Source organism: Bacteroidota bacterium (assembly GCA_016715945.1).
GTDB lineage: Bacteria > Bacteroidota > Bacteroidia > Bacteroidales > F082 > JALNZU01.
The window spans coordinates 398,449-424,959 of sequence record JADJXJ010000003.1; the positions used below are offsets into that span (position 1 = coordinate 398,449).

Consider the following 26,511-nt stretch of genomic DNA (forward strand, 5'->3'; position numbering starts at 1 on the left):
TCAGGCTTGTATGACCTTTGGCGGTAATAATCAAGCTGGGTAATGGTTATGGAAAATTTAAAGGTAAACAGACCAAAATTCTGTTGACTGAGTCTGTATCCTACAGTTCAGGCCGACATCCGTGGAGACTTTAAACCGGAAGGATGCCTGGCTTTACAGCCATCCACAACCTTTCCCTGCAATTGTAAAGGACTAAGCAAAAGGAAAGAAATGTATTAACCGCAATAAAACAACAGCCATGAAACGAATGATTCTTTTAACGGTTCTCAGTATGTATATCGCCTTGCCTGGCCTTTCAACAGCATCGCTATATGCTATGGAGGCTATGACAGGTTTGCCGGTGGTTACAACATTGGGCATCAACAACATAGCTGAGGTAACCGCAGAAGCGCAAGGAAGTGTGACCGACGACGGTGGCCATCCCTTGTTGGATTATGGGTTTTGCTATGCCACAACCCCCAATCCAACGCTTGATGATATGGTGGTTATGGGTAACGGCGACCCGGATTCATTTACCGGTTTTTTGCTCGGATTATCGCCTTCAACCACCTACTATGTAAGGGCATTTGCCGAAAACGCAATGGGTGTTTCCTATGGCAACGAATTGAATTTTACTACCCTTGAAGTAATACCACTTTTTACTGTTGGTGGTGGCGTTTCCGACATAGATGGTAATTTTTATAACACCATTATTTTGGAATTGTCAACGATACGATCAACCATTGTTACGGAATGGATGGCCGAAAACCTTGCCACCTCATCCTATGCAAATGGCGACGCTATCCCACAGGTAACCGATAACACCATTTGGGAAGGGCTTTCCACAGGCGCCTTTTCGTACTACAACAATGACCCGTCCAACAATGCAATTTATGGAAAATTTTACAACTGGTTTGCAGCAAACGACCCACGAGGCCTCTGCCCGAATGGATGGCAGCTGCCTGGCGAACAGGAATGGGCTATGCTGAAAAGTTTTCTTGGCGGTGATGGTGAGGGCGATGAAATCGGCATCAATGCCGCTGGCGGAAAAATGAAATCGGTCGGCACGACGTACTGGATGCCACCTAATGCCCTTGCAACCAATGCCAGCGGTTTTAGCGGGCTACCGGGTGGGGTGCTCAACTTCTGGGGAACATTTTCCAGCCAGGGACTTAGTGGTGAATGGTGGAGCAGCGATGAATCAAATGCAACGAGTGGATTGTCGCTTACGTTGAATTATAACTCAGGCTACGCCCTTGAAACAGGAGGCCCAAAAAGAACCGGGGCCTCAGTGCGTTGCATGAGGGTAGTTACACCTGCCACCACAGCCACCATTATTACATCACCTGTGCACACCATCACATCCACTTCGGCCGTTGGCGGAGGAAACGTAACAGATGATGGTGGAAGTGCGGTTACAGCCAGGGGCATATGCTGGAGCACAACGCCCAACCCAACAATTAATGACAATTTCACCACTAACGGCAGCGGAACCGGAAGTTTCAGCAGCAGCATTACCGGCCTTTCGGCTAACACATTGTATTATGTCAGGGCCTATGCTACCAATGGCAGTGGAACCGTTTATGGCGATGAGCTAAGCTTTACCACACAGGTTGCCGGTGGCACGCCCGCTGATGGCGAACCCTGCCCGAATATGCCAACCATCACCGATGCCGATGGTAATATTTACAATACTGTGCTTATTGGCGGCCAATGCTGGACAAAAGAGAACCTCAAAACCACCAAATACCGTAATGGTACCAACATTCAACATCCCGGGGCTGACAACAGTGCATGGAGCAGCAACACCGATGGGGCGTATGCCTGGTACAATAACGATGAAAGCTGGAAAGACCTTTATGGTGCGCTTTACAACTGGTACGCAGTGTCGAATGCCAATCAGCTTTGTCCGGAGGGCTGGCGCGTGCCAACCGATAACGATTGGTATGCCCTGACCGATTACATCAGCGGAGGAGAGACAAATGGTGGCAACCAGTTGAAATCGTGCCGTCAGGTTGGTTCACCGCTTGGTGCTGATTGCAACACCACAGCCCATCCCCGTTGGGATTACCACGAAACCTCCTACGGAACCAATGACTATGGGTTTGGCGCCTTGCCCGGTGGTGAGCGCCAAAGCGGCGGCACTTATCAATTTTTAGGTAGTACCGGCTGGTGGTGGTCGTCAACCGAATCCACCAGCGGCGAAGCATGGCACCGTTCGATGGACTATCATCCCAATATTTGGAGGCCTTCACGTGGCAAGTCGGCAGGCTTGAGTGTGAGGTGCGTTCGCAACCATAGCGGTGAGGCTGGCGTTCCTGTAATTGAAACAACAACCGTCACCAACATCACCGGAACCACCGCTACATCCGGTGGTACTGTCACCTCTTCGGGTGGGGCAACAGTTACCCAACGCGGCGTGGTTTACGGCACCGCACCCAACCCAACTGTACTTGATAACCTGACTTTTGATGGCAGTGGAACAGGAAGCTTCCAGAGCCAGCTTGAGAACCTCGAGCCCGGAACAACTTACTATTTAAGGGCTTATGCCACAAACAACGTAGGAACAGCTTATGGATCTGAGCTTGTGTTTACAACAACTGTTGCAGGTGCCAATCCATGTGGTGGGATTACCACTATCGTGGATGCCGATGGCAATGTTTATAATACCATCGAAATTGGCACACAATGCTGGACAAAAGAAAACCTGAAAACCACTGTTTATAATAACAATGTTCCGATTGACTATCCCGGGTCGAACAATTGGGCCTGGGAAAACAATACCATTGGCGCTTACGCCTGGTACAACAATGATGCAAACTGGAAAGACAGTTATGGTGCCCTGTACAACTGGCATGCTGTGAACAGTGCCAACAAACTGTGCCCCGAGGGCTGGCATGTGCCCACAAACGACGACTGGACCACATTGCTCACATTTGTAAGAGATGCCACCACACAGGCCGGAAACAGGCTCAAATCGTGCCGTCAGGTAAATTCACCACTGGGAGGGGAGTGCAACACAAGCACCCATCCCCGCTGGGAAAGCCACGCTACCCATTATGGAACTGATGACCATGGGTATTCAGCTTTACCGGGTGGACATCGCAATGAACAGGGCAATTTCTTTGTGTTGGGAATGGATGCTTATTTCTGGAGCTCGAGCGAGACAAGCAACAACGACCAGGCACGGGCATATACCATGGGTTATAGCTATGGGGGTGCTTTTCAAAACCCGTTGCCAAAGGCCCAGGGCATGGCAGTAAGGTGCATCAAAACAACAACTGGCCAAAACACCCTTCCCGGAGTAAGCACAGTGAGCCTCACCAATGCTACCACGTTCTCGGTGCTTGCCGAAGGTGTTGTCAATGTTGACGGCAGCTTGCCGGTTTCAGATCGCGGCTTTGTTTGGGCAACACACAACAACCCTGGCCTTAATGACAATGTGTCGTTCAGCGGTTCGGGGTATGGCAGCTTTACAAAAACCATTTCGGGCTTGGATGCCGGAACCACATACTTTGTGAGGGCTTTTGCCACCAATGCCCTCGGAACTTCTTTCGGCGAGACCCTCAGTTTCACGACACTTCAGGGGATTCCGGTGGCCGATGGCTCGCCATGCCCCGATTTTGAGTCTGTTACTGATGGTAGCGGCAATGTATACACAACCACTGTTATCGGCAACCAATGCTGGACAACAGCAAACCTGGCTTCTACAAAATACCGCAGCGGCCAACCCCTGGCTTTACCTGGCGCAGATGTAGCCCTTTGGGATACAATTGCTTCGGGCGCTTTTGCCTTCAACGCACACGAAAGCTATGGTTACCTGTACAATTGGTATGCTGCCAGCAGCGGACTTCTATGCCCTGAGGGCTGGGAAGTGCCTTCTAAAAAGGACTTTTACCAACTTATGGATTATATCAACGGTGGCCACGTAAATGGTGCACACTTTTTAAAGTCGTGCCGCCAGGTAAATTCGCCCTTAGGCGGAGATTGCAGCACCACTGAACATCCCCGGTGGAATCAGGACGCAACCCACTACGGTATTGATTCATATGACTTTAGTGCGCTTCCGGGTGGTTTTCATGGGGTGTTTGTTGGCAATCCAGGCAATGCCTTGCAAGCATCGGGAGCCTTAGGATATTGGTGGACGCGGTCCGACTCAACCCAGTTGGGTTATACATCTGGTCTCGCCTATAGGATGGGCTCGTTCAGCGATGCAGTATCACTCGAATTGATGTCCCGAAATTATGGATTCAGTATAAGGTGTGTGCGCAAACATGCCACTGTTGTTACAACGCCTGTGGTTGAAACTGTTGGTGTGGAAAATGTAACTTCTTCAACGGCTACAGCACATGGTGAGGTAGTTGGCAGCGGTGGTGCGCGTGTAACCAGCAGGGGTGTTTGCTACAGCACTTCGCCCAATCCCGATATCAATGCGCAAGTGGTGCATGTTGGCAACGGAACCGGCACCTTCACCGCCGAAATAAGCGGGTTGCTCAACGAAACTACTTATTATATGAGGGCATTTGCCATAAACAGTCAGGGCGTTTCGTACGGGGATGAGTTACAATTTACCACACTCGCAGCAGGCTCCAACCCACTTGATGGCCAACCCTGCCCCGACATGCCCGAATTCACCGATCTTGATGGCAACACCTACAAAACCGTCGTAATCGGCAATCAGTGCTGGATGCAGCAAAACCTGCGCACGACAGTTTATTCCAATGGCAGCCCCATTGACTATCCATGCTCCGACCTCGATGCATGGGAGACCAATACTTCCGGGGCTTATGCCGTATATGAAAACAATATGTTTTTCGAAAGCCGCTATGGATACTTGTACAACTACCATGCTGTAACCAACCCTGCCGGCTTATGCCCCGATGGTTGGCGTGTTCCAAGCCAGGCCGACTGGACTGCCCTCACAACCTACATCAGCGGTGGAACCAGCGCCGGAGGCAAACAACTGAAATCGTGCAGACAGGTAAACAATCCTTATGGTATACCTTGTGACACAGAAACCCATCCACGCTGGGACTATTTCAGCGATCTGTATGTTGGCACAAATGATTACGGCTTTTCGGCCCTTCCGGGTGGCGCACGGGGTGTTGCAGGTTGGCAATCCAACGGCTATTTCGCATTGGGTGCAGGAGGCTACTGGTGGTCATCTACTTCGACTAATGCCTCCGATGCCATGGCTTTACGTTTGTGGTATGATTCAGATGCCGTATTTGCTAATGATGTCTTAAAAGGGTTTGGCCTGAGCGTTCGTTGTGTGCGTGAGTATGCGCTGGTTTCGTTGCCACAGGTTACTACAGATGAAGTGGTTTCGATAACCGATAATTCGGCAATAGGTGGAGGCAATGTTGTTGGCGATGGCAACGATCCCGTTACTGAAAGGGGTATTTGCTGGAGCACAAATCCAAACCCGACCATAGACGAAGAAAAGCTTGATGTCGGTTCCGGCTTGGGAACATTTAAGGCACAAATGACCAACCTGAGCCCAAATACGAGCTACTATGTGCGTGCTTATGCCATTAACAACCAGGGCGTGGCTTATGGCAACCAGGTGGTATTCTCTACCCATGCCGAAACTGCCTGCCCCAATATGCCAACAGTTACCGATGCCGATGGAAACACTTACACCACGGTTCGCATCGGAACACAATGCTGGATGGGCGAAAACCTCAGAACCACCAAATACCGTAACGGAACCAACATTCAACATCCCGGGGCTGACAACAGTGCATGGAGCAGCAACACCACTGGGGCGTATGCCTGGTACAATAACGATGAAAGCTGGAAAGACTTATATGGGGCGCTCTACAACTGGTATGCAGTGTCGAATGCCAACCAGCTTTGTCCGGAGGGCTGGCGCGTGCCAACCGATAACGATTGGTATGCCCTGACCGATTACATCAGCGGAGGAGAGGCAAATGGTGGCAACCAGTTGAAATCGTGCCGTCAGGTTGGTTCACCGCTTGGGGCTGATTGCAACACCACAGCCCATCCCCGTTGGGATTACCACGAAACCTCCTACGGAACCGATGACTATGGGTTTGGCGCCTTGCCCGGTGGTGAGCGCCAAAGCGGCGGCACTTATCAATTCTTAGGTAGTACCGGCTGGTGGTGGTCGTCAACCGAATCCACCCCTGGCGAAGCATGGCACCGTTCGATGGACTATCATCCCAATATTTGGAGGCCTTCACGTGGCAAGTCGGCAGGCTTGAGCGTGAGGTGCGTTCGCGAACAAACTATATCCGGTGAAGCTACCGTTAGCACCCAGGCTATAAGCGGGCTAACGGCCAATTCGGCCATCAGTGGCGGAATTATTACCTACGACGGTGGTTCAAACGTTACCCAGCGGGGTGTGTGCTGGAGCACAAACCCAAACCCAACCACCGCAGACCAATTCACCACTGATGGTAGCGGAACCGGATTTTTTACAAGCTATCTTACCGGCCTTAGCCCACAAACTACCTATTATGTAAGGGCTTATGCAACAAATGCCAATGGTACTGCCTACGGCAACCAATGGCAGTTTCAAACTCTTTCCGACGGGCCTTCGGAGCTTCCCGAGGTGGTAACCGGCAGCGTTACCATTGTCAGCCCAACCCAAGTAACCATCGGAGGCGAAGTAACCAATGATGGCAATGCAATGGTTACCGATAGGGGCATTGTTTGGGCAACAACAACCGAACCAACCCTGGCAAACTTCAGTTCAAGTGCCGGAAGTGGCCCTGGCACATTCTCAGTACAACTTGAAAACCTGATCCCCGGAATGGTTTACTACGCCCGTGCCTATGCTGTCAATAGCGAAGGAACAGCCTATGGAAACGAGGTAAGCTTCAAAACAGCGCATGAGCTGCAGGTAAAGGTATTCCTCGAGGGTGCATACCAAACTGGCGGCACCATGAAAAACCATCTTAACCTTAACCATCTTGTGCCGTCATCACAACCTTATAACGAAGAACCGTGGAACTTTGAAAGTCTTGCCGATGTGCCTGCATGTGTGCCATTGCAAACTGTTGACTGGGTGTTGGTGGAAATCAGGCAGGCAGCTTCGCCCGAACTGGCTACCCCCGAAACAATTCTGCCCGGCTGGCCAAAGAGTTTGCTGTTGACAAATAACGGTTTCATTGTGGATCCTTTCGGCGAGTGGCCTTCTGTTGATGTAACCGCAGGCACCGAAAACCTATACGTCGTGGTACGTCATCGCAATCATATTGATGTGATGAGCAGCGCAACCTTAAACTTTAATGGCAATATACTTACTTACGACTTCTCAACGGCTGTAACCCAAGCCTATGGGGGAAGCCTTGGCTATAAAGCTGTTGAACCGGGAGTGTACGGAATGGTGGCAGGCGATATTGATGGCGATGGCCAACTGAGTGTGCTTGATTTTGATGAATGGGGCACAGCGTTCGGTCAATGGGTGGTTTACAGCAGATCTGATGTAGATATGGATGCGCTTGTGTCCGTACTGGATTTCAACCTATGGTCGGTCAACTTCGGCTATGGCAACATCTTCAACTCTATCAGGCAAAGGGTTATCTACCGCTCATGTGTTCCCGGTGATAAGTAAACTAAAACCAACCACAATATTAAAAGTACAGCCATGAAAATAAAAACGTTCATTTCCAGCTTATTGATAAGCTTAATTGGCACAAGCCTTTGGGCACAGCAGTTGAGCTATCGGATAAACAACCCACGGATCATCAGGCAATCAAACTTCGATCATTTTCAGTTTGATATCCAGGTGAAAGCCAGCGAGTCCAACACCTATTTATGGGCCAGCCAAATCAAATTGAATTTCAATAATGTGGCATTCAACAATACCCACACTACCTGGCAGATTATCAAGGCAGGCGCATTCAATGGGTTAAACTCCCTGGGAGGGCTCAAATATTCCGTAACACGCACCATCACAGGCGAATCGCCCAACAAGGTTTACAACATTGCCCTCACCGGCGACCCCGATGCCCAGTGGAACGGTGGAAATGCGGATGATTTTGCCGAAATCCCAACCGATTGGACAACCATGATAACCATTCGTGCGCGCCTTAACTCCCCGGTTGACCATAACCAGTTGACAGGAATAAGTTTTCTGCAAGGTGGTATGAACGGATTTCAGTTGCACGTTTCCGATCCGGGCGTAACCCAGCTGTACCAGACCCCCAATGCCTATCACGAAACCGAACCAGCTTTGGTTTTCCTTGGCAGGATTTTCTCAGCGGCTCATGGGTGGTCGCAAATTGGTGGAGGCACAAACAATGTGCAGCATCTCGACTGGGATGAGGCACTCAACACAACCGTTTGGAACGGTGATGCCTCAATTACACAGGCTGACCTTACCCCCGCCATGGCCAATAACCTTACAATTCTGGCAGGTGGAAATCTTACAATAGAACCCGGTAAGTGGCTCACTGTAAATGGGACACTTTCTTCGCCGGCTGCCTCAGCATTGGTTGTTGCCGATGGCGGTTCGCTGATGCACCATACCGCATCTGTTCAGGCAACTATCCAACGTTCGCTCACGGGCGGGTCAATCAACCCTACCACACACCGCTATCATCTGGTCAGTGTACCTATGCATGACGCATCCGTTTTCACCGCAGGCGACCTTTTCACGGGGCTTCACCTGTGGGAGATGGATCATCAAAACCAGGAATGGAGCAAAATCACCAGTAGCAACCACCCGATCAACAACAAAGAGGGTTATTTGGTATGGTTTAACGGTGCAAGCTATAACTATCAAGTTGGCGGTTGGCTCAATAGCGGTGAAGTCAATTTCCCGGCCATCCAGATGGGTATTGCCGGTGGCAACTCATTCCGATTGCTACCAAACCCTTACCCCAGCGCGGTGGATTGGGAGCAAGTAACCAAAACCGGTTATGATGACGCCATCTATTTCTTTAATTCCGAAACTGGCAACTATGTGGCATCGGTTGACGGCATTCCAAATCCGGCTATTATTCCGATAGGTCAGGCGTTCTTCATCAAAAAATCGTCAGCAGGGGGAACCGGAGCAGGCATCCAACTCAACAACGCCTCCAGGCTTCATCATGGTCAGGGCTTTTACAAATCGGTCAATTCACCTGCAAACCTGCTTAAAATAAAGGCTCTTTCCACAGATGCGTATGATGAAACATACATCAGGTTCGTACAGACTGCGACCGCCTTTTTTGACGGGAATCTGGATGCCCTCAAACTAAAAGGTTTTGGCAATGCCCCACAACTTTTTACAGTCCTCAATGGTGTGGACTATGCCATCAATGCTTTACCGGCGGTTAATGAAATTTTTATGTTGCCCATGCATTTCGAAATGGCTGTTGACGGGCAGGTTACCCTGGATGCTTCTATGCTGGAAAGCTTCGATGAAGATGTGTCGGTATTTCTTGAAGACCTGCACACCAACCAAATGATAAACCTGCACGAGCAACATACCTACACTTTCGACCATGTGGCCGGGAATGCCCCCAACCGTTTTATGCTCCATTTTACCAATGTGCTTGGGCAAAACGAAAAGGAAAATCAAACACACAATATCTGGGCACATAACAAGCAGTTGTATATCAACCTGCCTGACCATCTGGGGCAAAAAGCCTTCGTCGAAATCATTGATCTGGCCGGCAGGATCGTTTACAAATCGGAACAAACGCTCAACAGCCCGACTGTAGTTTCTGTGGACCTGCCTACCCAGCTTTTTGTTGTTAAAGTAACCACTGGAACACGCTCTGCCACGGCCAAAATTGTGTTGTAGAAAAACACTACCCTAAAATGAATATTGAGACTAAAAAACATACACACATGACAATAAGCAGCATGCGCCTGTTACGCGCTGCCATTAGCTTGTTGTTCATTTTAAAGCTCAGCATATCGTTGCCATTATTGGCACAAGGCCCACCCTCACCTCCGCTTGATCCTGTTTCGGGCGGAGGCCCTGTTGGTGGGTCGGCTCCTGTTGGGAGCGGCATTGACCTGCTGCTCCTCATGGGAGCGGCTTATGGCAGCCGAAAGCTATACCTTGCCTGGCAAAAGAAAGAAGAATAACAAGCCGCCGGTTTCGATGGGATAAGTAGTTTGGGTTCTCACAAAACCTGTAAATTTGAAAACCAATCAATCTACATGACCCATGCATCTCATCCCCATCGAAACCGGTAACCTCAAACTCGACGGCGGTGCCATGTTCGGTGTTGTGCCCAAAGTACTCTGGAGCAAGGTGTATCCCTGCGACGAAAACAACCTCTGCAATTGGGCCATGCGCTGCCTGCTGGTGGTTGACGGCGACCGGCATATCCTCATTGATAACGGCATAGGCAACAAGCAGGACGAAAAATGGCTGAGCCATTACTACCTCAACGGCGATGCCACCCTCGAATCGTCGCTGGCGACTGCCGGCTACAAGCCCGAAGACATCACCGATATGGTAATCACCCATATGCACTTCGACCATTGCGGCGGCAGCGTCAAATGGAATGCCGATCGCAGCGGCTACGAGCTGGCTTTTCCGAATGCCACATACTGGACCAGCCGCCAACAGTTCGAATGGGCCACCCAGCCCAACCGCCGCGAAGAGGCTTCGTACCTGAAAGAAAATATCCTGCCCATTTACGAAAGCGGAAAGCTGATGCTCATCGAAGAAGAAGGCGAATACATCACGGGCATCACCTTTAAGCTGTTCAATGGCCATACCGAAGGTCAGGTGATTCCATACATCCGCTACAGCGGAAAAACAGTGGTTTTTGCTGCCGATCTTCTTCCATCGTCGGCCCATGTGCCCATGCCCTGGATTATGGCCTACGACACCCGGCCGCTTGTTACCCTGAAAGACAAAGAGCGTTTTTATGCCGATGCTCTCAGCGGCGATTTTGTGGTCTTTCTGGAACACGACCTCTACACCGAAGCCATCACACTGCAGGAAACGCCAAAAGGCGTGCGTGCTGACCGCAAAGGTAAGCTGTACGAATTGCTGGCTGGCTGAGTGCATTGCCTGCCTAACCTTTGAGGGCAGTTTGTTTTGCTAAAATCTTTATCATACTGATTGGCTGCCAATAAGTTTGGTTGCTGCTGACTGGTTTTTATGACCAACCAGAATCCGTTTATCCTTGTATTAATCATCGTTGAGCCTTTGTAATATTCTGATGGAACAAAGTGCTTTTTATAGCTCTTTCAATCAGATATATATTTTTTAAAAAAGCAACCTTGGAATAAATTTTCTCTACCCCGACTTGACAAGCGTACAAATATTTCACTACATTAGCTTCGACAAACAAGTGATGCATGAGCGTTGCTAACTTTATCCCCCCCAGAGGCAAGAGCTTTGGTGGTTTCTCATATCTAAAGGTCTGGATTGTTTATTGTTGCCATGAGCTTATACACATACTTTTATTTCGCAAACAGTTTGTGCCTTGTTGCACAACAAAATACATTTTTTGGCTGGGGAAGAATAAGTTCGTTTAGCTTTTTAATATGCCTAAATTTTTTTGAAGGTTTATTAAGAGTTCTTTTTTTAACAATTAAATAAATAAAACAATGAAAAATCTGTTTCAATATAAATTTAGATTGCCAATACAGGCACTCATTGTATTTACATTATTATTTATCGGCTGTGAAAAGACCTTAAATCACACTGAACCAGTAATAAATATTTGTTCAACTTCCAGACCTGAAATATTAAGCGTTTCAAAACCATTGGAAATTGACAGTAAATCTTTCAACTCTTATATGGAGAAAACATCAATAAAGAATGATGGAAGTTTATCCATACACGAAGTTATTACCTATGTTGATAATCCGATACGTAGCATTGTACTTCAAAAAGACCAATTATGCGTCGACTCCTCATCAATTATTATTATGTCGTACTATGATAATGAATTATTAGACTACTCTATTGAGATCGATGTTTTAGATGTAAATAATCAAATCAATATTTTTTACAATACCACATTATTTGCTTCGATTCTTTTTGATCCAATGGAACGTGAAGAGATTGAATACATTGTATACTCTCCAAGCGGCAATGATTTTATTCGATGCTTTCGCACCGCATTAAATGCATGTTTGCAAGACCCTGAGTGTGCATTTTTATGCGGAATTGTCTGGAGACAATGTTTAGCAGGAATCGCGGCAGCATGCGCCTACCACACGATCATAAATCCCAGTAATTAATGTTATTTTGATTCTTATGTCGTTTCAAAATTATTAAATTTAATACACTTACTGTTATGTATTACCCTTTAATCATCACGTTTCTTGTTTTGTCCGCTTTGCTAATGTTAAGCGCAATCATGGATATTATCAGATTGAAGCATGACAAGAGACTTATTTATCTGATTATTCTATTCCCTGTTTTGGGAAGTATAATTTATTTCCAGGCAATTCGCCCATCATTAAGAAGCAAGTCTAACCAGGGATAATTCACACATCTTTCGTGGCAGATAATGCAGCAGCATTTGCATGCAGTGAAAAATGTTATGCCTCCGTATTGACCTGCCCAAATGTCCAACAACATTAATTTGTGTGGAGTAATGCTAGCGATTGGTGGACATGGTCCGAATTGCTGTATAAAGTAAGAATTAACTAAGAAACCTTCAAATAAGTATAGTAACAACCAACTGAGCCACAGTCTTTTTAACTGTGGCTCAGTTCAAAATCCATCAGCAAAATGAGCGTATTATTTTTGATACTAATTATTTTGAATTCTATTGCATTATTTGGTCAGTTTGATGCGCCATACACAAGTCTGGATACTGCACGGTATCAAATAACCTATTCCCTGAAATATCAGGAAGATTCGCTGAGTCCATCCTACATCAGGCAGGAAGATATGTTGCTCTTTGTGGGCAAAAAACTGAGCATGTTTCAAAGCCTCAATCTCTATCTGGGCGACAGTATTGCCCGTAGAATACCTACACCTGAGATGTTTGCTGCTTATTTTAACAATAATACTCAGGCTCCGCGGCCTGTGCTGCTTTTTCAGATATTCAAAAACTATCCTTTTGGGAAAAATACAGTAACAGAGCATTTAATAGGCAGTCCGTTTCTCTACGAAGAGGTCAGACCTGTTTGCAGGTGGCAGCTCACAGGAGAGACCAAAGTTCTGTATGACCAGAAAGCACAAAAAGCTGTCTGCCATTATGGTGGGCGTGAATGGGTTGCGTGGTTTACTCCGGAAATACCCATCAACGACGGGCCATACAAGTTTGATGGTTTGCCGGGCCTGATCATATTGTTGCACGACTCAAAAAAACATTATTCTTTTGAGTTTATTTCGATAAAAGAGCTTAAACACCTGGTTGTTATCGATTTAAAGCAATATGATTATGTAAAAGGTGGTCGTTTGGACTACATCAGAGCAAGAGAAAAAAATCATGCTGAAGTACAACGACGATTGAAAGATGTTGGTGCTGACCAAACAACACTCATTGAAGTTTACCGTAAATTGGCCCGAAAAAACAATCCAATTGAGCTGAAGTGATTAATGTTGACTTTCGCATTCAGTTTTAAACAAAATATTTCGCATGAGAGGCTAACATATTGACCTTTATGAATTCCAGAAACAACTTTGCATTTTGTTTATTAATTATTCTGGCTTACTCTAATTGTATAAGAGCTCAGTTTTTTCAGACCACTGCTAAAACACTCAACAATGCCGGATTGATGATAACTTATGAGCTAAAGTTTAAAGAGGACAGCACTAATCTCAGTCTTCAGCGACGGGAGGAGATGGTTCTTCTGGTGGGAGATAGAGTCAGCATTTTTACCGGCAAGAACTTTTATGCTTTCCGGCAACAAGGAAAAAAAGCTGAGCGCGAGGGGCGTCTGGATGCATTTTTGGATGAGTTTAAAGCCAATAGCAGATTAGGCAGATTTACGTATTCAATATACAAGAATTTTCCTGTCGGAAAGATTACTTATACAAACAAAGTGTTGCCAGGCTTTTTTCTTTATGAGGAAGATTTCGATGCTTTTCGGTGGGAATTAAAAGACACAATAGAAAAATTTGGCGACTACAATACGCGTTTGGCCGAGATAAACTATGGTGGTCGTTTGTGGGCAGCATGGTACACCACCGAAGTGCCACTGAGCGAAGGCCCATACAAGTTCAGAGGATTGCCCGGACTCATTATAAAGATGGCCGACAGTAAAGGACATTATATTTTTGAGATTGTTTCAATTGAAAGGCTGTCAGAAATTACTCCTATAGAGCTTGAAGAACACGATTATGTTAGAACAAGCAGAGAGAGGTACCTCAGATCGGAAGAAAACCTGAGAATGGATATTATAAGCAGAGCTCGTGAGGCAGGTGCAAATAGTCAGGCTCAACAAACAGCAGCACGAAATATGCAGCGCAGGAATAACCCAATAGAGCTTAAATAATGCGCACTCTGGCAGTAAAACTTACCTTCACCTTCTTACTGACTTTTTGTCAAGCAACCCTCATTTGGTCACAAACCACCCTTACGGGTTTTATTGCTGATTTGCAGAAACAACCAATTCCAAATATCAATGTTGTTATTTCGCCCAACGGTCAAAGTACCATCTTAGCTTTTGGCTTTACCGACGACAGAGGTTATTTTACAATTTCATTCAACACCACACACGACAGTCTTGATGTAACTGTGAGTTCGCTTGCCTGGGCGCGGCAAACCAAAACAATTGTCAATGTATCGCAGGAAATCAGGTTTACGCTGATCCCGGATGTGAAACAGTTGGAAACATTTACCGTTCGCGCTTCGCCCATAGCGCGTAAAGGCGACACCCTGAGTTATCTGGTGCAATCCTTTGCAGGCAAAACAGATCGTTCCATCGAAGATGTGCTCCGCCGCATGCCGGGTATTGAAGTGGAACCTGGAGGTAAAATTCTTTACAATGGGCTGCCCATTGAGAAGTTTTACGTGGAAGGCCTTGACCTGATGGACGGTCGCTATGCCCCGATAAGCCGCAACCTGCCCCACGAGGCTGTGACCACTGTGGAGGTGCTCGAAAATCATCAACCCATTGAAATTCTTCGCGATCGGCTGAGCTCGCAGCAAGCATCACTCAACCTGAAACTGAAACGAAAAACTACCTATACCGGTGCTGCAAAGATTGGTTCAGGTTTTGGCGAAGAACTGCTTTGGAATGCCGATGTTTCGCCGATGGCATTCACTCCGCATTTTCAGGCACTTGCTTCGGTACAGTCGAACAATACAGGTCAGGAAATAAAACAACAGTTCCAGATGCTTGGTTTTCAGGATGCGCAACTTCATCCGATCCGCCCGGACGAATCAACGGTGCTCCTTGTTCCCCAGCCGCAACTTCCGTTGAATGATCTGAGTCGCTTCTTGTTCAACCAATCGCACCTGCTCAATCTGAATGGCCTTGCGAAACTTAATAAAGGTTTAAGCTTGCGGGTGAACAACCATCTGCTGCACGACACCCACCTGTCGAACAGCACCACAAGACGGTTCATCTTCAGCCCCATTGATTCTTCTGCATTCATCGAAACCCTGAACAATAAGGCGTTTTCGCAATTGCTGCGCACTACATCACCCTGAACAGCAATACCAGAAAGAACTACCTGGAAAACAAACTTCAGTTCGAGGCGTGGGGGCGCGACGTAAATGCCATCGTAAGGTTTCAGGATGCCTATTCTTCACAGTTGCTCGAACAACCGCGGGTATTTCTTAGCAATAGTCTAAGAACTGTTTTCCCTGTAGCACGGCATCTGGTTGAGTTGAAGTCATTGGTTCAGTTTGAAAAGCAAGACGAATCGCTGAACCTCGAACCCGGTATGTTCGAAAACATTTTCAACAACGGCAATCCCTACAAAGCAGCCAATCAAACTGTATTAACCAAACGTTTTTATACCCATCAGTCGGCAGGCTTCATTACCAAATGGAAAAGGCTCACATTTTTTCCTTCTGCCGGCTTTGTGTTCAGGCTGCAACACCTGAACACGCGCTTAACAACTTCACCCGAAGTATTGAATCCTCCAGACACAGGTTATTTCAATAATAATCAGATATTTATCATCAGGCCTTATATTAAAACCGGGTTGGAATACAAATACAAGTCATTGGTTTTGAAGGCCGAGTTGCCGTTGAGCCTGCATGTGCAACAATCTGACGACAAACATCACAGCGAGTTTTCTGCTGAATCAAATAAGCTTCTCGTTGAGCCAAAAGGCTCATTACATTATCAATTTAAGGGTTTCTGGCAAGCAGGCACAACATTGGCACTGATTCAACGACAAGTGGAACCGGACGAGCTGTATTATGGTTATATACTCACGCACTACAACCTTTTAATCCGAAATCAACTCCCAAACGCTCAAACCAACGGCCGCACATTTTCGCTGCGCCTGTCCTACCGCAATCCGATTACATCGCTCTTTCAATCAATTACTTATGCAAATTCGTATCTCAGGCAACCTTACCTGTTGAGCACTATGCTTTATCCCGATGGAAGGACCGAAGTTTTTCCGGTTGATATGCCGGTGCTGACCACCAGCCACAGTGTGCAGTACAACGGAAGTTATATTTGTCAGGGGCCAGGACTTCGTTGAGCCTTAAAGCCATGGGTGGAACTTTTAAAAGACAGAATTTATTGAATGAAATGGTTTTCGCCACGCGAAACAGTCAGTTGTTTATCAATCCGCAGCTCAACACCCAGGTCACCAGCTGGATGAATGCCGAATACGGATTCGAACAACGATGGCTGCTTGTAAGACCTGATCAGGCGGCAAAACGCCTGAACACCAGCTCGAAGCATCAGCTGAATGTTTATGTGTATCTCCCGGGCAATACTATCATATCTTTAACTAATTCGTATTATCATTTTGGTTCAGGCGACGCTTACTTTTCCGATATGAGATTCAGCCGCAGGCTAAAGCCAAAAGGCATGGAGCTCGAGATTGCGGCAAACAACTTGTTCAATGCACGCACCTATGTTGAGTTTCATACCTCTTCTTTCACTTTATTCGAATACATCTACGAGTTGAGGCCTGCACAGGCGCTTGTCACACTGAGGTTCGGCTTTTGAATAAAAAACCCGCCTGAACAGGGGCGGGTTTGATGCGTTTAATCTATCACAACCACCAGAAAGCGCGAGGCACTCCAAAAGTCGTCGGGGTGCAGGATTTTCAGGCTGTCCACCTGGCTTTCGCCCACCAGCTGGTAGCTTCCGGCCGGATGAACACTTACCAGGCGGCATTTTTTGCTAAAAATGGGCAGCGAGCGCAGGTCGCGGCGGTCGGCCATCGTAAACTCCGACTTGTCGAACTCTTCGCTTACCCTCCTGCTCCGGCCAATGCCGATGAAGCCGCCTTCTTTGGTGAGTACCTTTTTTTCTTCGAGCACCTTGCGTGTGCCAATGATGTACCATACCTTGTTCAGCTCGGCTTCCTGCTGGCCGATCACAGCTGTTTGCTGTTCGCTGAGTTTCTCCATGGTGGCCAGGTTGGTCTCCAGGTTGCGTATGGTGATATTCATCTGCGCCAGGCTTTCCTTCAAACGGCCAATCTCGGCATCCTTTAGCTCAATCTGGGTGTTCAGGTTGGCAATCATCTTTTCAAGTTCGGCATTTTTGATGCCCTGGGTGCGAAGCTTACGTTGCAGATCGTCCACCATCTTTTTGTTTCTGAGCAAAAGCTCATAGATGGCTTCGATATCGCGGTTGATCTGCTCTTCCATCGACTTGCGTTTTTCGGGATCAGCTTCGCTGATTTCGGTGATGAGCCTTTCGCGCATTTTAATCTCATCCAGGTTCTGCTGAATGGCATTAAATGCCCGCACATAAGCCATCGTAATGGTGTCGCGCTCGACAGTTTCGGCCTTGAGGCTGTCGGTTTCGCGTTGCAAACGTTCAATTTCCTTTTTGTACTTCTCCGTGCAGCTGCCAAACGATATGGCCACACCTAATGCAATCAGAATCAACGCTCTTTTCATGCTCCTTCCTCCGATAATTTTTGCAAAGGTAGTGCCCCGGACAGGGCAAATATTGTTAACAATCCAAAAAAAGTTTGCGTTGTTTTCCGGGATGCATGCCGTAGGAGAAGTTTAGCCTTTTGCTTGGATGAAAACTGTATTTTTGAGGCAACACGGAACATAATTATGATCAAGCTATTGAAAAACTGCAGGGTGTATAGCCCTGAAGACCAAGGGTATCTGGATCTGCTCATTGGTGGCGGACGCATTCTGGCCATGGGCAGCCGGATTGAACCTCCTTCCGGAGCGGAAACTGAGGTGGTCGATTGCAGCCATCTTTTCGCCATTCCCGGGCTGATTGATGCACATGTGCACATTGCCGGCGCCGGAGGCGAAGGCGGCCCGGCCACACGCACGCCCGAGATGCAGCTCTCGCATATGATCGAAGCGGGTGTAACCACTGTGATTGGCTGCCTTGGCACCGATGGTTTCACGCGAAGCTTCGAGTCGGTGCTGATGAAAGTAAAATCGCTTCGCGCTGAGGGTGTCTCAGCCTGGATGTATGCAGGGGCCTATCAGGTGCCCACACCCACCCTCACCGGCGATGTAGGCCGCGACCTCAGCCTGATCGACGAAGTGATAGGGGTGGGCGAAATTGCCCTCTCGGACCATCGCTCCTCGCATCCAACCACCTCCGAACTCACCCGCCTGGCAGCCCATGCCAGGGTAGGGGGCATGCTGGGCGGAAAAGCCGGTATCGTCAACATTCACATGGGCGATGCCAAAAATCCGTTTGCCCCAATCTATTCGGTAGTCGAAAACAGCGAGCTGAGCTTCAGGCAGTTCTTCCCCACCCATATCAACCGCAACCACTATATCTTCGAAGATGCCAAAGCCTATGGCAAACTTGGAGTAGTGGATATCACCACCAGCTCATACCCTTATTTTCCCGATGAAGAGATCAAGCCTTCAGAGGCGGTCAGGTTGCTGCTCGAGGCCGGTGTGCCGGTCGAGCATATTACCATGACTTCCGATGCCTTTGGCTCGCTGCCGCTCTTCGATGCGGAGGGCAATCTGCTCAGGCTCGAAATGGGGTTGCTCCGCTCGCTCTTCGATGAAATGCGCGACATTGTGCTTCGCGAAAAACTCGATCTGAGCACTGCCCTGCGCACCGTGACAAGCAACCCTGCCCGCGTGCTCCGGCTCTCAGCCAAGGGTTGCATCGCTCCCGGTGCTGATGCCGACATCTGCCTGCTCGATGAGCAATTGCAGCTGAAAGATGTAATGGCGTTGGGCCGGTGGATGATGCGCGATGCAAAGCTCCTGCGCAAAGGCACTTACGAAAAATAAACCTCAGAACTCGTCAGGGTTCGACCACTGGCGGATGTTCCGACGGGTGTCTTCGATGTCGCAATTGAATTCCACAGCCTGAAAACCTGCCGGACGCTCAAAGTCGCCCGTCGAGATGCGCAGCGAGGGATCGGCATAGATTTTTTTCATGTAAATGGCCCAGATGGGTAGGGCTGTATTTGCGCCCTGTCCCAGTTGCAACGACCTGAAATGCACGCTCCGGTCTTCGGCTCCTGTCCAAACCCCGGTTACCAGGTCGGGCGTCAGGCCCATAAACCAGCCATCAGATTGATTTTGAGTGGTTCCGGTTTTGCCGGCTATCGGATTGCGCAGGTTGTACCTGCCGCGGAGCCGCATCCCGGTGCCGCTCTCAACCACCCCTTTCATCAATGCCACCATCTTGTATGCCGTCACTTCGTCGAGGGCTTCAGACTGCTCGGGCGAAAAACGTTCGATGACATTGCCGTTTTTGTCTTCGATGCGGGTGATAAAGTAGGGCTTGATATAGACGCCTTTGTTGGCGTAGGTGTTCATTGCACCTACCATTTCGTAGAGCGTGATCTCTGGCGTTCCGAGCGCTATGGCCGGAACGGGGTCGATGGGCGAAACTACCCCCATCTTGCGGGCCATCTGTATCACCGATTCGGGCGGAAAGCGCTTGATCAGGTAGGCCGAAATCCAGTTGTTCGAGTTGGCCAGCGCCCATTTCAGCGTGACTTCCTCGCCAAGGCGGTCGTTGTTGGAATTCTTTGGTTCCCAAAACGTTCCGTCCCAAAGCTGAACACTGTAGGGGATATTGGGCACTTTGGTGCAGGGGGTGTATTCGCCTTCCTGCATGGCCAAAGTGTAAACAAAAGGTTTAAAGGTTGAACCCACCTGACGGCGTGCCTGTGTGGCATTGTCGAATTTGAAGTGGCGGTAATCAATGCCTCCTACGTAAGCCCGTACCTGACCGGTTCCGACATCCACCGACATGAGACTGCTTTGCAGGAATGATTTGTAATACCTTATCGAATCCATCGGGGTCATGATGGTATCGCGATACCCGTTCCACGAAAATACCCGCATGCGTGTCGGGGTGTTGAAAGCCTTCTGAATAGAATCGTTGCTCACCCCTGCCTGTTTCAGATAACGGTAACGGTCCGTACGCCGCATGGCAGTCTGCATGATTTTTTCAATTTCCTGCCTGGCTTCCGAGGGTGGAAAATCGAAAGGTGCATTGGGCTGTCCGCGCCAATGCCTGAAAAATGCGGGTTGAAGGTCGTTGGCCAGATGCTCACGCACAGCCTCCTCTGCATACCGTTGCATGCGTGAATCGATGGTGGTGTAAATCTTCAGGCCATCTTTGTAAATGTCGTAGTTCTTGCCGTTGCTCTTGTAATGTGTTTCGGTCCATTTGCGCATTTCCGAGCGCAGAAACTCCCTGAAATAGGTGGCACTGCCGGTGTTGTGGTCCATCAGGCCGAAATTCGACATATCGATGGGGGTATTGATGGCCTGTTGAAACTCCTCCTCGGTGATAAAGCCGTATTCCCTCATCTTGCTGATTACCAGGTTGCGACGCTGCAATGCCCGCTCGGGATTGCGAACCGGGCTGAAACGTGTGGGAGCATTGACCACGCCAGCCATCAGGGCAGCCTCTTCGATGGTGAGCGAATCGGGTGTTTTGCCGAAAAACGTCATAGCTGCCGACTTGATACCAAAAGCATTGCTGCCATAGGGTACCGTATTGAGGTACATGGCCAGAATCTCCTCTTTCGAATAGCTTCGTTCAAGTTTGGCAGCTGTTATCCACTCCATGAATTTTCTGAGCACCAGCTGAATGAAGTTGAGGTCTTCATCGCGAGGAAAAAGATTTTTGGCCAGCTGCTGGGTGATGGTACTGCCACCTCCTTTACTGTTTCCTGTCATCAAACCCCAGGCCACACGGAACAGGGCTTTCACATCGATGCCCGAGTGTTCGGTGAAACGTATGTCCTCAATGGCGAGAATGGCATTGACCATATGGGGCGAGAGCTCCCTGAACTGCACATTGGAGCGGTTTTCGATAAAAAAGGTGCCCAGAAGCACCCCGTCGGAGGAGATGATCTCTGAGGCCAGGTTGGTCTGAGGATTTTCAAGCTCCTCGAAGGTGGGCATCTTGCCCAGCCATCCGGCACTTATGGCAAAAAACAAGAGTATGACCAGCGTGAGTCCGGAAAAATATATCATCCAGAACAATCCGACAGTGCCTTTGTCGGACGGGCTGGGTGCAGACTTTTTCTTTTGAACCATAGAATAGTGTGATGTCAGATCGGATTACGTTCAATGCGCAGGCCGGCATCGGTTATGCCAAACAGCAAAGTGTCGCGCATGCCTTGTTCCAGATAAAACACATAGGTGCCCGGCAACGGGAACTTCAGCCTGTTGTGCAATGGAATGAGATGTTGGCGGTACAATCCCGTGCCTTTGCCAAACCAGCGACCTGTGGGATCGGCCAACTGGCATTCGATGGTATCGCGTGTGATGTTGCCGTTGGGCATGCGTGTCTGCAGGAAAAGAAACAGATTGGCATACGGATAGTCCAAATGATTGCGCAGGTGCAGCAGGATGCGATAGGTTGAAGTGGTGTCGCTGATGCTGGCCTCGAAACGCAGTTTGTTCGAGGCAGCCCATTCGTGGCCACCTGTAGATTGCACAGCCTCGAACACGGCCCTGTCGGAACATGCCGGCAGGGCAACAGAAAATATAGCGAATAACAGAAACAGTTTGAAGCGTTTAGGCATTGCGGCGGTTATTCCTGTTTTTCCTGGGCTTGTTGGTTTTGGGCTCGTCGAAGCGCGTAAGGTCGCCTTCCAGCCCTACCACCGGTACTTCCAGTGCCTGCACATCTTTGATAAAGGCAAAGTCTTCGAGTTTTTCGGGCATGACTCCATTGCGGTTCATGTCGGAAATGTTTTTCACCTGTTCCACCGGTATAGCCATGATGTTCGACCGGTCGTTGGTATAGGCAAACCACATCAGGCCTTTGAAGATGTCGCTTTTCTGGTGCACGGCATCGCCTTTTTGTGTGCGCAAAACGGTGCGTTCGTCCGGAAATTGTTCGTAAGCCTCGGCATAAGCCGGATATTCGTAGTTGATGCAGCATTTCAGTTTGCCGCACAATCCGGCCAGCTTCTGCGGATTGGGCGAAAGCTGTTGTACCCTGGCGGCGTAGGTGCCCACCGATTTGAAGTCGGTCATCCACGAAGCGCAGCAAAGCTCGCGGCCGCAGGGACCAATGCCGCCCAGCTTGGCCGATTCCTGCCGCATACCTATCTGGCGCATCTCGACCCTGATGCGGAATTCCTCGGCCATGCGTTTGATCAGCTCCCTGAAGTCCACACGATCCTCGGCAGTGTAGTAAAAGATAGCTTTTGAACGGTCGCCCTGATATTCCACATCGTTGAGCTTCATTTCGAGGCCGAGCTCCATGGCCAGCTCACGGGTGCGTTTCAGATGCGGCCCTTCGAGCTCTATGGCTTTCATCCATTTTTCGATGTCGCCGGCTTTGGCATGACGATACACCTTGCGCAACTGACTCACATCAGTATTGTCGCGTTTGCGTCTGAACTGGAGGAGTGCGGTTTCACCCGTGAGCGATACGATGCCGATGTCGTGGCCGGTGGCGGCTTCAACAGCCACAATCTCACCTTCTTTCAGCTTGAGGTCGGGGGCGTGGCTGAAAAAATCCTTATGGTCGTTTTTAAAACGCACCTCTACCACACCGGGAGTGTCTTCTTTTTTAGGGGTCTCATAGCCTTTCAGCCAGTTGGTGGCGCTCAGCTTGCAGCAGCTTTGCTGAAAACCAGCTCCTTTATTGCCGCCACTGGCGCCTACCCGGCAGCATCCACGGTTTTGTTCGCTGCCTTCCTGATTGGGTTGATATGTCTGAAACATGAATGATAAACGCGGTTAAGGTTAATAATAAGTCTGATATATATGGATAATTTCAAATTCAACCCGCAAAAGTAATTCATTTTCCGTACTTTGCCTGCAGCTGTCGGGTGGAGCATGCTTTTCTCAGACACCTCGCCCGATAAGGCGTGCCAGCCTGAAGCTCAGGCTGCTCAGCAGCAAGGAGGTGTTGGCGTTGCGTTCCACATGGCGTATGCTTTCTTCCAGCAGAAAGGCCACTTCCGACACATCGGCACGGCCAACGGCCCGCGCAAAGCGTGTCACAAACTCCTGCTCCCCGCCTGCTGCCGATACCATTTCCGGCTGACCCTGCTGAATGAGCAGCACAAAGCGGAAGATGCGCAATCCGTATTCGAGCATGGCTTTGATGCGTTCGCGCCCCATGCCTGCCGTGTTGTTGGCAAAGTCAATTATTTCGGCGTATTTGTGGTCGAAACAAAGGCGCATCCACAGCCTGAACTGTTCCATCTGCTGCAGGCGTTCGTCGGGCTGGCTGGCCAGCATCCTGGCTGTGAGCAGGTTGCCGTCCGACAGCAGGGCAAGCTGCGTGCTTTCGTCTGCGCTCAATTGAAAGTTGTTCGAAAGATAAGCCTCAAGATCCGACTGCGCAATGCGTGGAACTTTTACCTGATAACAGCGCGAACGAATGGTAGGCAACACCTGCTCGGGATTTTCGGCCACCAGCAGAAATACCGTGTTGGCAGGAGGTTCTTCCAGGTTTTTCAGCAGTTTGTTCGCCGCAGTGGGATGCAGCTTTTCGGGCATCCAGATGACAAATGCGCTGAAATTGCCTTCGAAGGGCTTGAATCCAAGCAAACGGTTTATCTCCGATGCATCGCGCACAAACAGGGTGCCTTGCTTGTTTTCGACACCAAGGTAATCGTACCAGTCGTTGATATCGGGATAGCCCTGACATGCAGCAATATATGTGCGCCATTCATCGGCATACAGCTTCGACTCGGGATCTTTCTTTACTTTCTTTGTGGTAGTGGTCGGAAAGAAAAAATGCACATCAGGGTGCGCCAGCTTGTTGATTTTTACACACGAGGGGCAGGTGCCGCAGCTGTCGTCATGGCTTCGGTTGGCGCAATTTAAGTATTGCACATAGGACAGGGCCAGGGCGTATTTGCCGTTGCCGGGTGGGCCAAAAAAAAGCTGGGCATGCGGAATGCGTCCGTTACGGATGGTTTGTATGAGCTGTTGCCGGGCTTCCTGTTGCCCGATGATATCGGCAAAACGCATGATCGTCGGCTTTCCGGAAACAAAATTACACTTTAGGAGATGCCGGGGAATAAAAAAGCCGGCTTCATAGTGCCGGCTTTTACGGAAGTGAATTATTTCTATCTGAACTTCAGCACTTTGTATCCTTCCCCTTCAAGAATGTTATCGAGCCATTCGTAAGTACCGTCATTGTAAACCAGCGCTAGGCTGGGGTACTTGCTGCCATCGTCGGGATCGGTGTAAAGCTTCATCTGAATTTTGCCAATCTGCCCGTTGAGCTCGGTCTGAATCACCTTGATGTCGATCTTGGAGTTCAGATAGTTGAAATCGTAATTGGTGCCGCCCTGCTGTTCAATCTGGGTGATGTGGTCGTCAATGGCTTTGGGATAGATAAGTCCGTCGAATTTCAGGGGTTTAACCAGATAATATCCGGTCACTTTTTCTACCTCTTCTTTGTCCGAAGTGTAGGTGATCTTGAGGCTGTGCCCCATCAGTTCGTCATTGCCTTTCTTGAAACTTTCGGTGGTTGTGTAATTGACTCCGCTGCCACTCATCGACATATTCATGCTGTAGTCGGCCATGTTGCACGAAGCGCTCACTGCTGTGGGAGTACCGCTGTCAGTCAGGGTCGAATTGTAGCTGGCTGTCATCTGCGTCTGGTTGTTTATCTTGAGCGTTACGTCGGCCTTCACGGGCACAGCTTCCTGTTCTTTCACACCCCGGTTTGCCTTGGTGTCGTAGGTAATTATCTTGTACACAAGATTGTCAATGGTCAGCACGGCATTGTTTTGCATCTGCATATAGGCAGCATCATCGGCCGGATAACTGAATTCGAGCTTGGTGGTGCTGCTTTGCACAAGGTCGAACGTCTGAGTGCTGAAGTTGTAGGCGTAAATGCCATACTCACCTTCCACCTTGTTAGGCGAAAAGATAGGCTTGATTGAAGGATCTCTGAAGGACTCCATCAGAAGGGCAAGGTGTATCCTGCCGGGTTTTTCTATCTGCCGGCGTAGGTTGGCGGCAGCTTTTTTGCCGTCCATCAGTTCCGACATGTACATAAGCGATTGTGCGGCAGGGGTTTCAAGAACAGCATCCATATTTGTGACCACAGCCTGGGTTGCGTTCCTGATCTCCACTTTGGCCTGGTCGGCCGGGAGCTCGCTGATCTTTTTGTCTTTGTTGCACGAAACAATGGCAAGCATTGCGGCTAGCAGGACTGCCAAACGAAAAAATGTCGTTTTCATATGATTTGGTTTTGGGTTGCTATGATTCTTTCTATCAAAGGTACGCTTAATCGAAGCCTTTTGGGTTATATTTGTTAAGAAAAATTTAAAAGGAGATGCCCTGATGTCCATTCAGGTTGCAAGCGAAACATGCGCATTGAAAAGCATAATGATCATTTTGTCAGTGTTCACCATGCTTTCATGCGTTAGGCCTGATGAAACTACACATCAACCGGCAAAGGAAGTTGCGGGAAAAAACTTTGCCAAAGAAGGTTTGGATGAGTTTCTACCAGGCGACATCATCGTGCGTCCGAATGCCAATTATCTGCCGGGCACCGCACGTGTGCCTTCGGGCTTTATGTTCGGACATGCAGCATTTGTAGTAAAAGGTTTCAAATCGGATGATACCGACAGCCTGCTTGCCAACACCATCATCATTGAGTCGATGGCACGCGATGTGCAGCCGGGGTTTCAGGTGCGCGAGGTGCCGGCACTTGTTCACCACAACCGCGATGCGTTCAACAACACCAATTTTTCATCTCGGTATGCCGGAAACCGCTATCGCCTCCGCCTGTCGTGGACGGACGACGAGCTGGAGCGTCTCATGACTTTTCTGCGCGAGCAAAAAGGCGACCTCAGCACCTGGAATGCCGCCAAACGTTTTCCCGGCCATCCTTTCGCCGACAGCCTGGTACGTGCAGGCCTGCGCAAAAACTGGGCCGACAACAACCATTGGTATTGTTCGTTGCTGGTGTGGCAGGCGGTGTATTTTGTGAAAGGTATCGACCTTGATGTCAATGGTGGTTATATGGTTTATCCCAACGACCTGATTGCCAGCCCGTATTTTGATAATACAAACGGACGCATCGGACGGGCAAGGTTTTAAAAGA

At 48.9% G+C, this 26,511-nt stretch carries 19 protein-coding genes; 13 read left to right on the forward strand and 6 right to left on the reverse strand.

Annotation, left to right across the window (positions count from 1 at the left end; all coding sequences use genetic code 11):
* Positions 1–238: 238 nt before the first annotated feature.
* The 11 genes from IPM52_11965 (at position 239) to IPM52_12015 (ending at position 17,007) form a co-directional block, all read left to right on the forward strand.
* On the forward strand, positions 239–7,561 hold the full coding sequence (locus IPM52_11965) for a fibrobacter succinogenes major paralogous domain-containing protein (protein MBK9292325.1): 7,323 nt from the start codon (positions 239–241) through the stop codon (positions 7,559–7,561).
* Positions 7,562–7,663: 102 nt separating this feature from the next.
* Positions 7,664–9,739 (forward strand): T9SS type A sorting domain-containing protein, encoded by a 2,076-nt coding sequence (locus IPM52_11970; GenBank protein ID MBK9292326.1) that lies wholly within the window; start codon positions 7,664–7,666, stop codon positions 9,737–9,739.
* Positions 9,740–9,786: 47 nt separating this feature from the next.
* Positions 9,787–10,029, forward strand: a complete 243-nt coding sequence (locus IPM52_11975; protein MBK9292327.1) for a hypothetical protein — start codon at positions 9,787–9,789, stop codon at positions 10,027–10,029.
* Positions 10,030–10,111: 82 nt separating this feature from the next.
* Positions 10,112–10,960, forward strand: coding sequence for an MBL fold metallo-hydrolase (locus IPM52_11980; GenBank protein ID MBK9292328.1), 849 nt, complete (start codon positions 10,112–10,114; stop codon positions 10,958–10,960).
* Positions 10,961–11,511: 551 nt separating this feature from the next.
* Positions 11,512–12,150, forward strand: a complete 639-nt coding sequence (locus IPM52_11985; GenBank protein ID MBK9292329.1) for a hypothetical protein — start codon at positions 11,512–11,514, stop codon at positions 12,148–12,150.
* A gap of 119 nt (positions 12,151–12,269) precedes the next feature.
* Entirely contained in the window at positions 12,270–12,398 is a 129-nt protein-coding gene (locus tag IPM52_11990; protein ID MBK9292330.1) for a hypothetical protein, read from the forward strand.
* Positions 12,399–12,646: 248 nt separating this feature from the next.
* Positions 12,647–13,459 (forward strand): GLPGLI family protein, encoded by an 813-nt coding sequence (locus tag IPM52_11995; protein ID MBK9292331.1) that lies wholly within the window; start codon positions 12,647–12,649, stop codon positions 13,457–13,459.
* A 68-nt stretch (positions 13,460–13,527) separates the two neighbouring features.
* Positions 13,528–14,361 carry a GLPGLI family protein gene (locus IPM52_12000; GenBank protein ID MBK9292332.1) on the forward strand — a complete coding sequence of 278 codons (834 nt, stop codon included), beginning with the start codon at positions 13,528–13,530 and terminating at the stop codon, positions 14,359–14,361.
* Positions 14,362–14,462: 101 nt separating this feature from the next.
* Positions 14,463–15,521, forward strand: a complete 1,059-nt coding sequence (locus IPM52_12005) for a hypothetical protein (protein MBK9292333.1) — start codon at positions 14,463–14,465, stop codon at positions 15,519–15,521.
* A gap of 500 nt (positions 15,522–16,021) precedes the next feature.
* Positions 16,022–16,531, forward strand: a complete 510-nt coding sequence (locus IPM52_12010) for a hypothetical protein (protein MBK9292334.1) — start codon at positions 16,022–16,024, stop codon at positions 16,529–16,531.
* 41 nt (positions 16,532–16,572) lie between these two features.
* Entirely contained in the window at positions 16,573–17,007 is a 435-nt protein-coding gene (locus IPM52_12015; GenBank protein MBK9292335.1) for a hypothetical protein, read from the forward strand.
* 38 nt (positions 17,008–17,045) lie between these two features.
* On the opposite strand, the gene IPM52_12020 is transcribed toward IPM52_12015, so the two are convergent.
* Positions 17,046–17,912, reverse strand: coding sequence for a hypothetical protein (locus IPM52_12020; protein MBK9292336.1), 867 nt, complete (start codon positions 17,910–17,912; stop codon positions 17,046–17,048).
* A gap of 168 nt (positions 17,913–18,080) precedes the next feature.
* Here IPM52_12020 and IPM52_12025 point away from each other — a divergent pair, with 168 nt between their 5' ends.
* A complete protein-coding gene (locus IPM52_12025) occupies positions 18,081–19,241 on the forward strand; it encodes a beta-aspartyl-peptidase (GenBank protein MBK9292337.1) in 1,161 nt (386 codons plus the stop codon).
* 3 nt (positions 19,242–19,244) lie between these two features.
* Here the strand turns inward: IPM52_12025 and IPM52_12030 are convergent, their stop codons facing one another.
* From IPM52_12030 to IPM52_12050, 5 genes are all read right to left on the reverse strand, one after another.
* Complete coding sequence (locus IPM52_12030) at positions 19,245–21,515, reverse strand: PBP1A family penicillin-binding protein (protein MBK9292338.1); 2,271 nt, start codon at positions 21,513–21,515, stop codon at positions 19,245–19,247.
* 14 nt (positions 21,516–21,529) lie between these two features.
* Positions 21,530–22,006, reverse strand: coding sequence for a gliding motility lipoprotein GldH (locus IPM52_12035; GenBank protein ID MBK9292339.1), 477 nt, complete (start codon positions 22,004–22,006; stop codon positions 21,530–21,532).
* Positions 21,999–23,159, reverse strand: a complete 1,161-nt coding sequence (locus IPM52_12040; protein MBK9292340.1) for a hypothetical protein — start codon at positions 23,157–23,159, stop codon at positions 21,999–22,001. The genes IPM52_12035 and IPM52_12040 overlap by 8 nt, the downstream gene beginning before the upstream one ends.
* Before the next feature lie 123 nt (positions 23,160–23,282).
* The gene (locus IPM52_12045; GenBank protein ID MBK9292341.1) at positions 23,283–24,419 is read right to left on the reverse strand and encodes a DNA polymerase III subunit; all 1,137 of its coding nucleotides are present in this window, start codon (positions 24,417–24,419) and stop codon (positions 23,283–23,285) included.
* A 98-nt stretch (positions 24,420–24,517) separates the two neighbouring features.
* Complete coding sequence (locus IPM52_12050) at positions 24,518–25,642, reverse strand: hypothetical protein (GenBank protein ID MBK9292342.1); 1,125 nt, start codon at positions 25,640–25,642, stop codon at positions 24,518–24,520.
* Positions 25,643–25,790: 148 nt separating this feature from the next.
* Here IPM52_12050 and IPM52_12055 point away from each other — a divergent pair, with 148 nt between their 5' ends.
* Entirely contained in the window at positions 25,791–26,507 is a 717-nt protein-coding gene (locus tag IPM52_12055; protein MBK9292343.1) for a hypothetical protein, read from the forward strand.
* Positions 26,508–26,511 lie beyond the last annotated feature (4 nt).

Excerpts from the sequence above, each read along its gene's own strand:
- IPM52_11965 (MBK9292325.1), top strand. The coding sequence starts at position 239 with ATGAAACGAATGATTCTTTTAACGGTTCTCAGTATGTATATCGCCTTG.
- IPM52_11975 (MBK9292327.1), top strand. The coding sequence starts at position 9,787 with ATGACAATAAGCAGCATGCGCCTGTTACGCGCTGCCATTAGCTTGTTG.
- IPM52_11980 (MBK9292328.1), top strand. The coding sequence starts at position 10,112 with ATGCATCTCATCCCCATCGAAACCGGTAACCTCAAACTCGACGGCGGT.
- IPM52_11985 (MBK9292329.1), top strand. The coding sequence starts at position 11,512 with ATGAAAAATCTGTTTCAATATAAATTTAGATTGCCAATACAGGCACTC.
- IPM52_11990 (MBK9292330.1), top strand. The coding sequence starts at position 12,270 with ATGGATATTATCAGATTGAAGCATGACAAGAGACTTATTTATCTGATT.
- IPM52_11995 (MBK9292331.1), top strand. The coding sequence starts at position 12,647 with ATGAGCGTATTATTTTTGATACTAATTATTTTGAATTCTATTGCATTA.
- IPM52_12000 (MBK9292332.1), top strand. The coding sequence starts at position 13,528 with ATGAATTCCAGAAACAACTTTGCATTTTGTTTATTAATTATTCTGGCT.
- IPM52_12020 (MBK9292336.1), bottom strand. The coding sequence starts at position 17,912 with ATGAAAAGAGCGTTGATTCTGATTGCATTAGGTGTGGCCATATCGTTT.
- IPM52_12030 (MBK9292338.1), bottom strand. The coding sequence starts at position 21,515 with ATGGTTCAAAAGAAAAAGTCTGCACCCAGCCCGTCCGACAAAGGCACT.
- IPM52_12035 (MBK9292339.1), bottom strand. The coding sequence starts at position 22,006 with ATGCCTAAACGCTTCAAACTGTTTCTGTTATTCGCTATATTTTCTGTT.
- IPM52_12040 (MBK9292340.1), bottom strand. The coding sequence starts at position 23,159 with ATGTTTCAGACATATCAACCCAATCAGGAAGGCAGCGAACAAAACCGT.
- IPM52_12045 (MBK9292341.1), bottom strand. The coding sequence starts at position 24,419 with ATGCGTTTTGCCGATATCATCGGGCAACAGGAAGCCCGGCAACAGCTC.
- IPM52_12050 (MBK9292342.1), bottom strand. The coding sequence starts at position 25,642 with ATGAAAACGACATTTTTTCGTTTGGCAGTCCTGCTAGCCGCAATGCTT.
- IPM52_12055 (MBK9292343.1), top strand. The coding sequence starts at position 25,791 with ATGATCATTTTGTCAGTGTTCACCATGCTTTCATGCGTTAGGCCTGAT.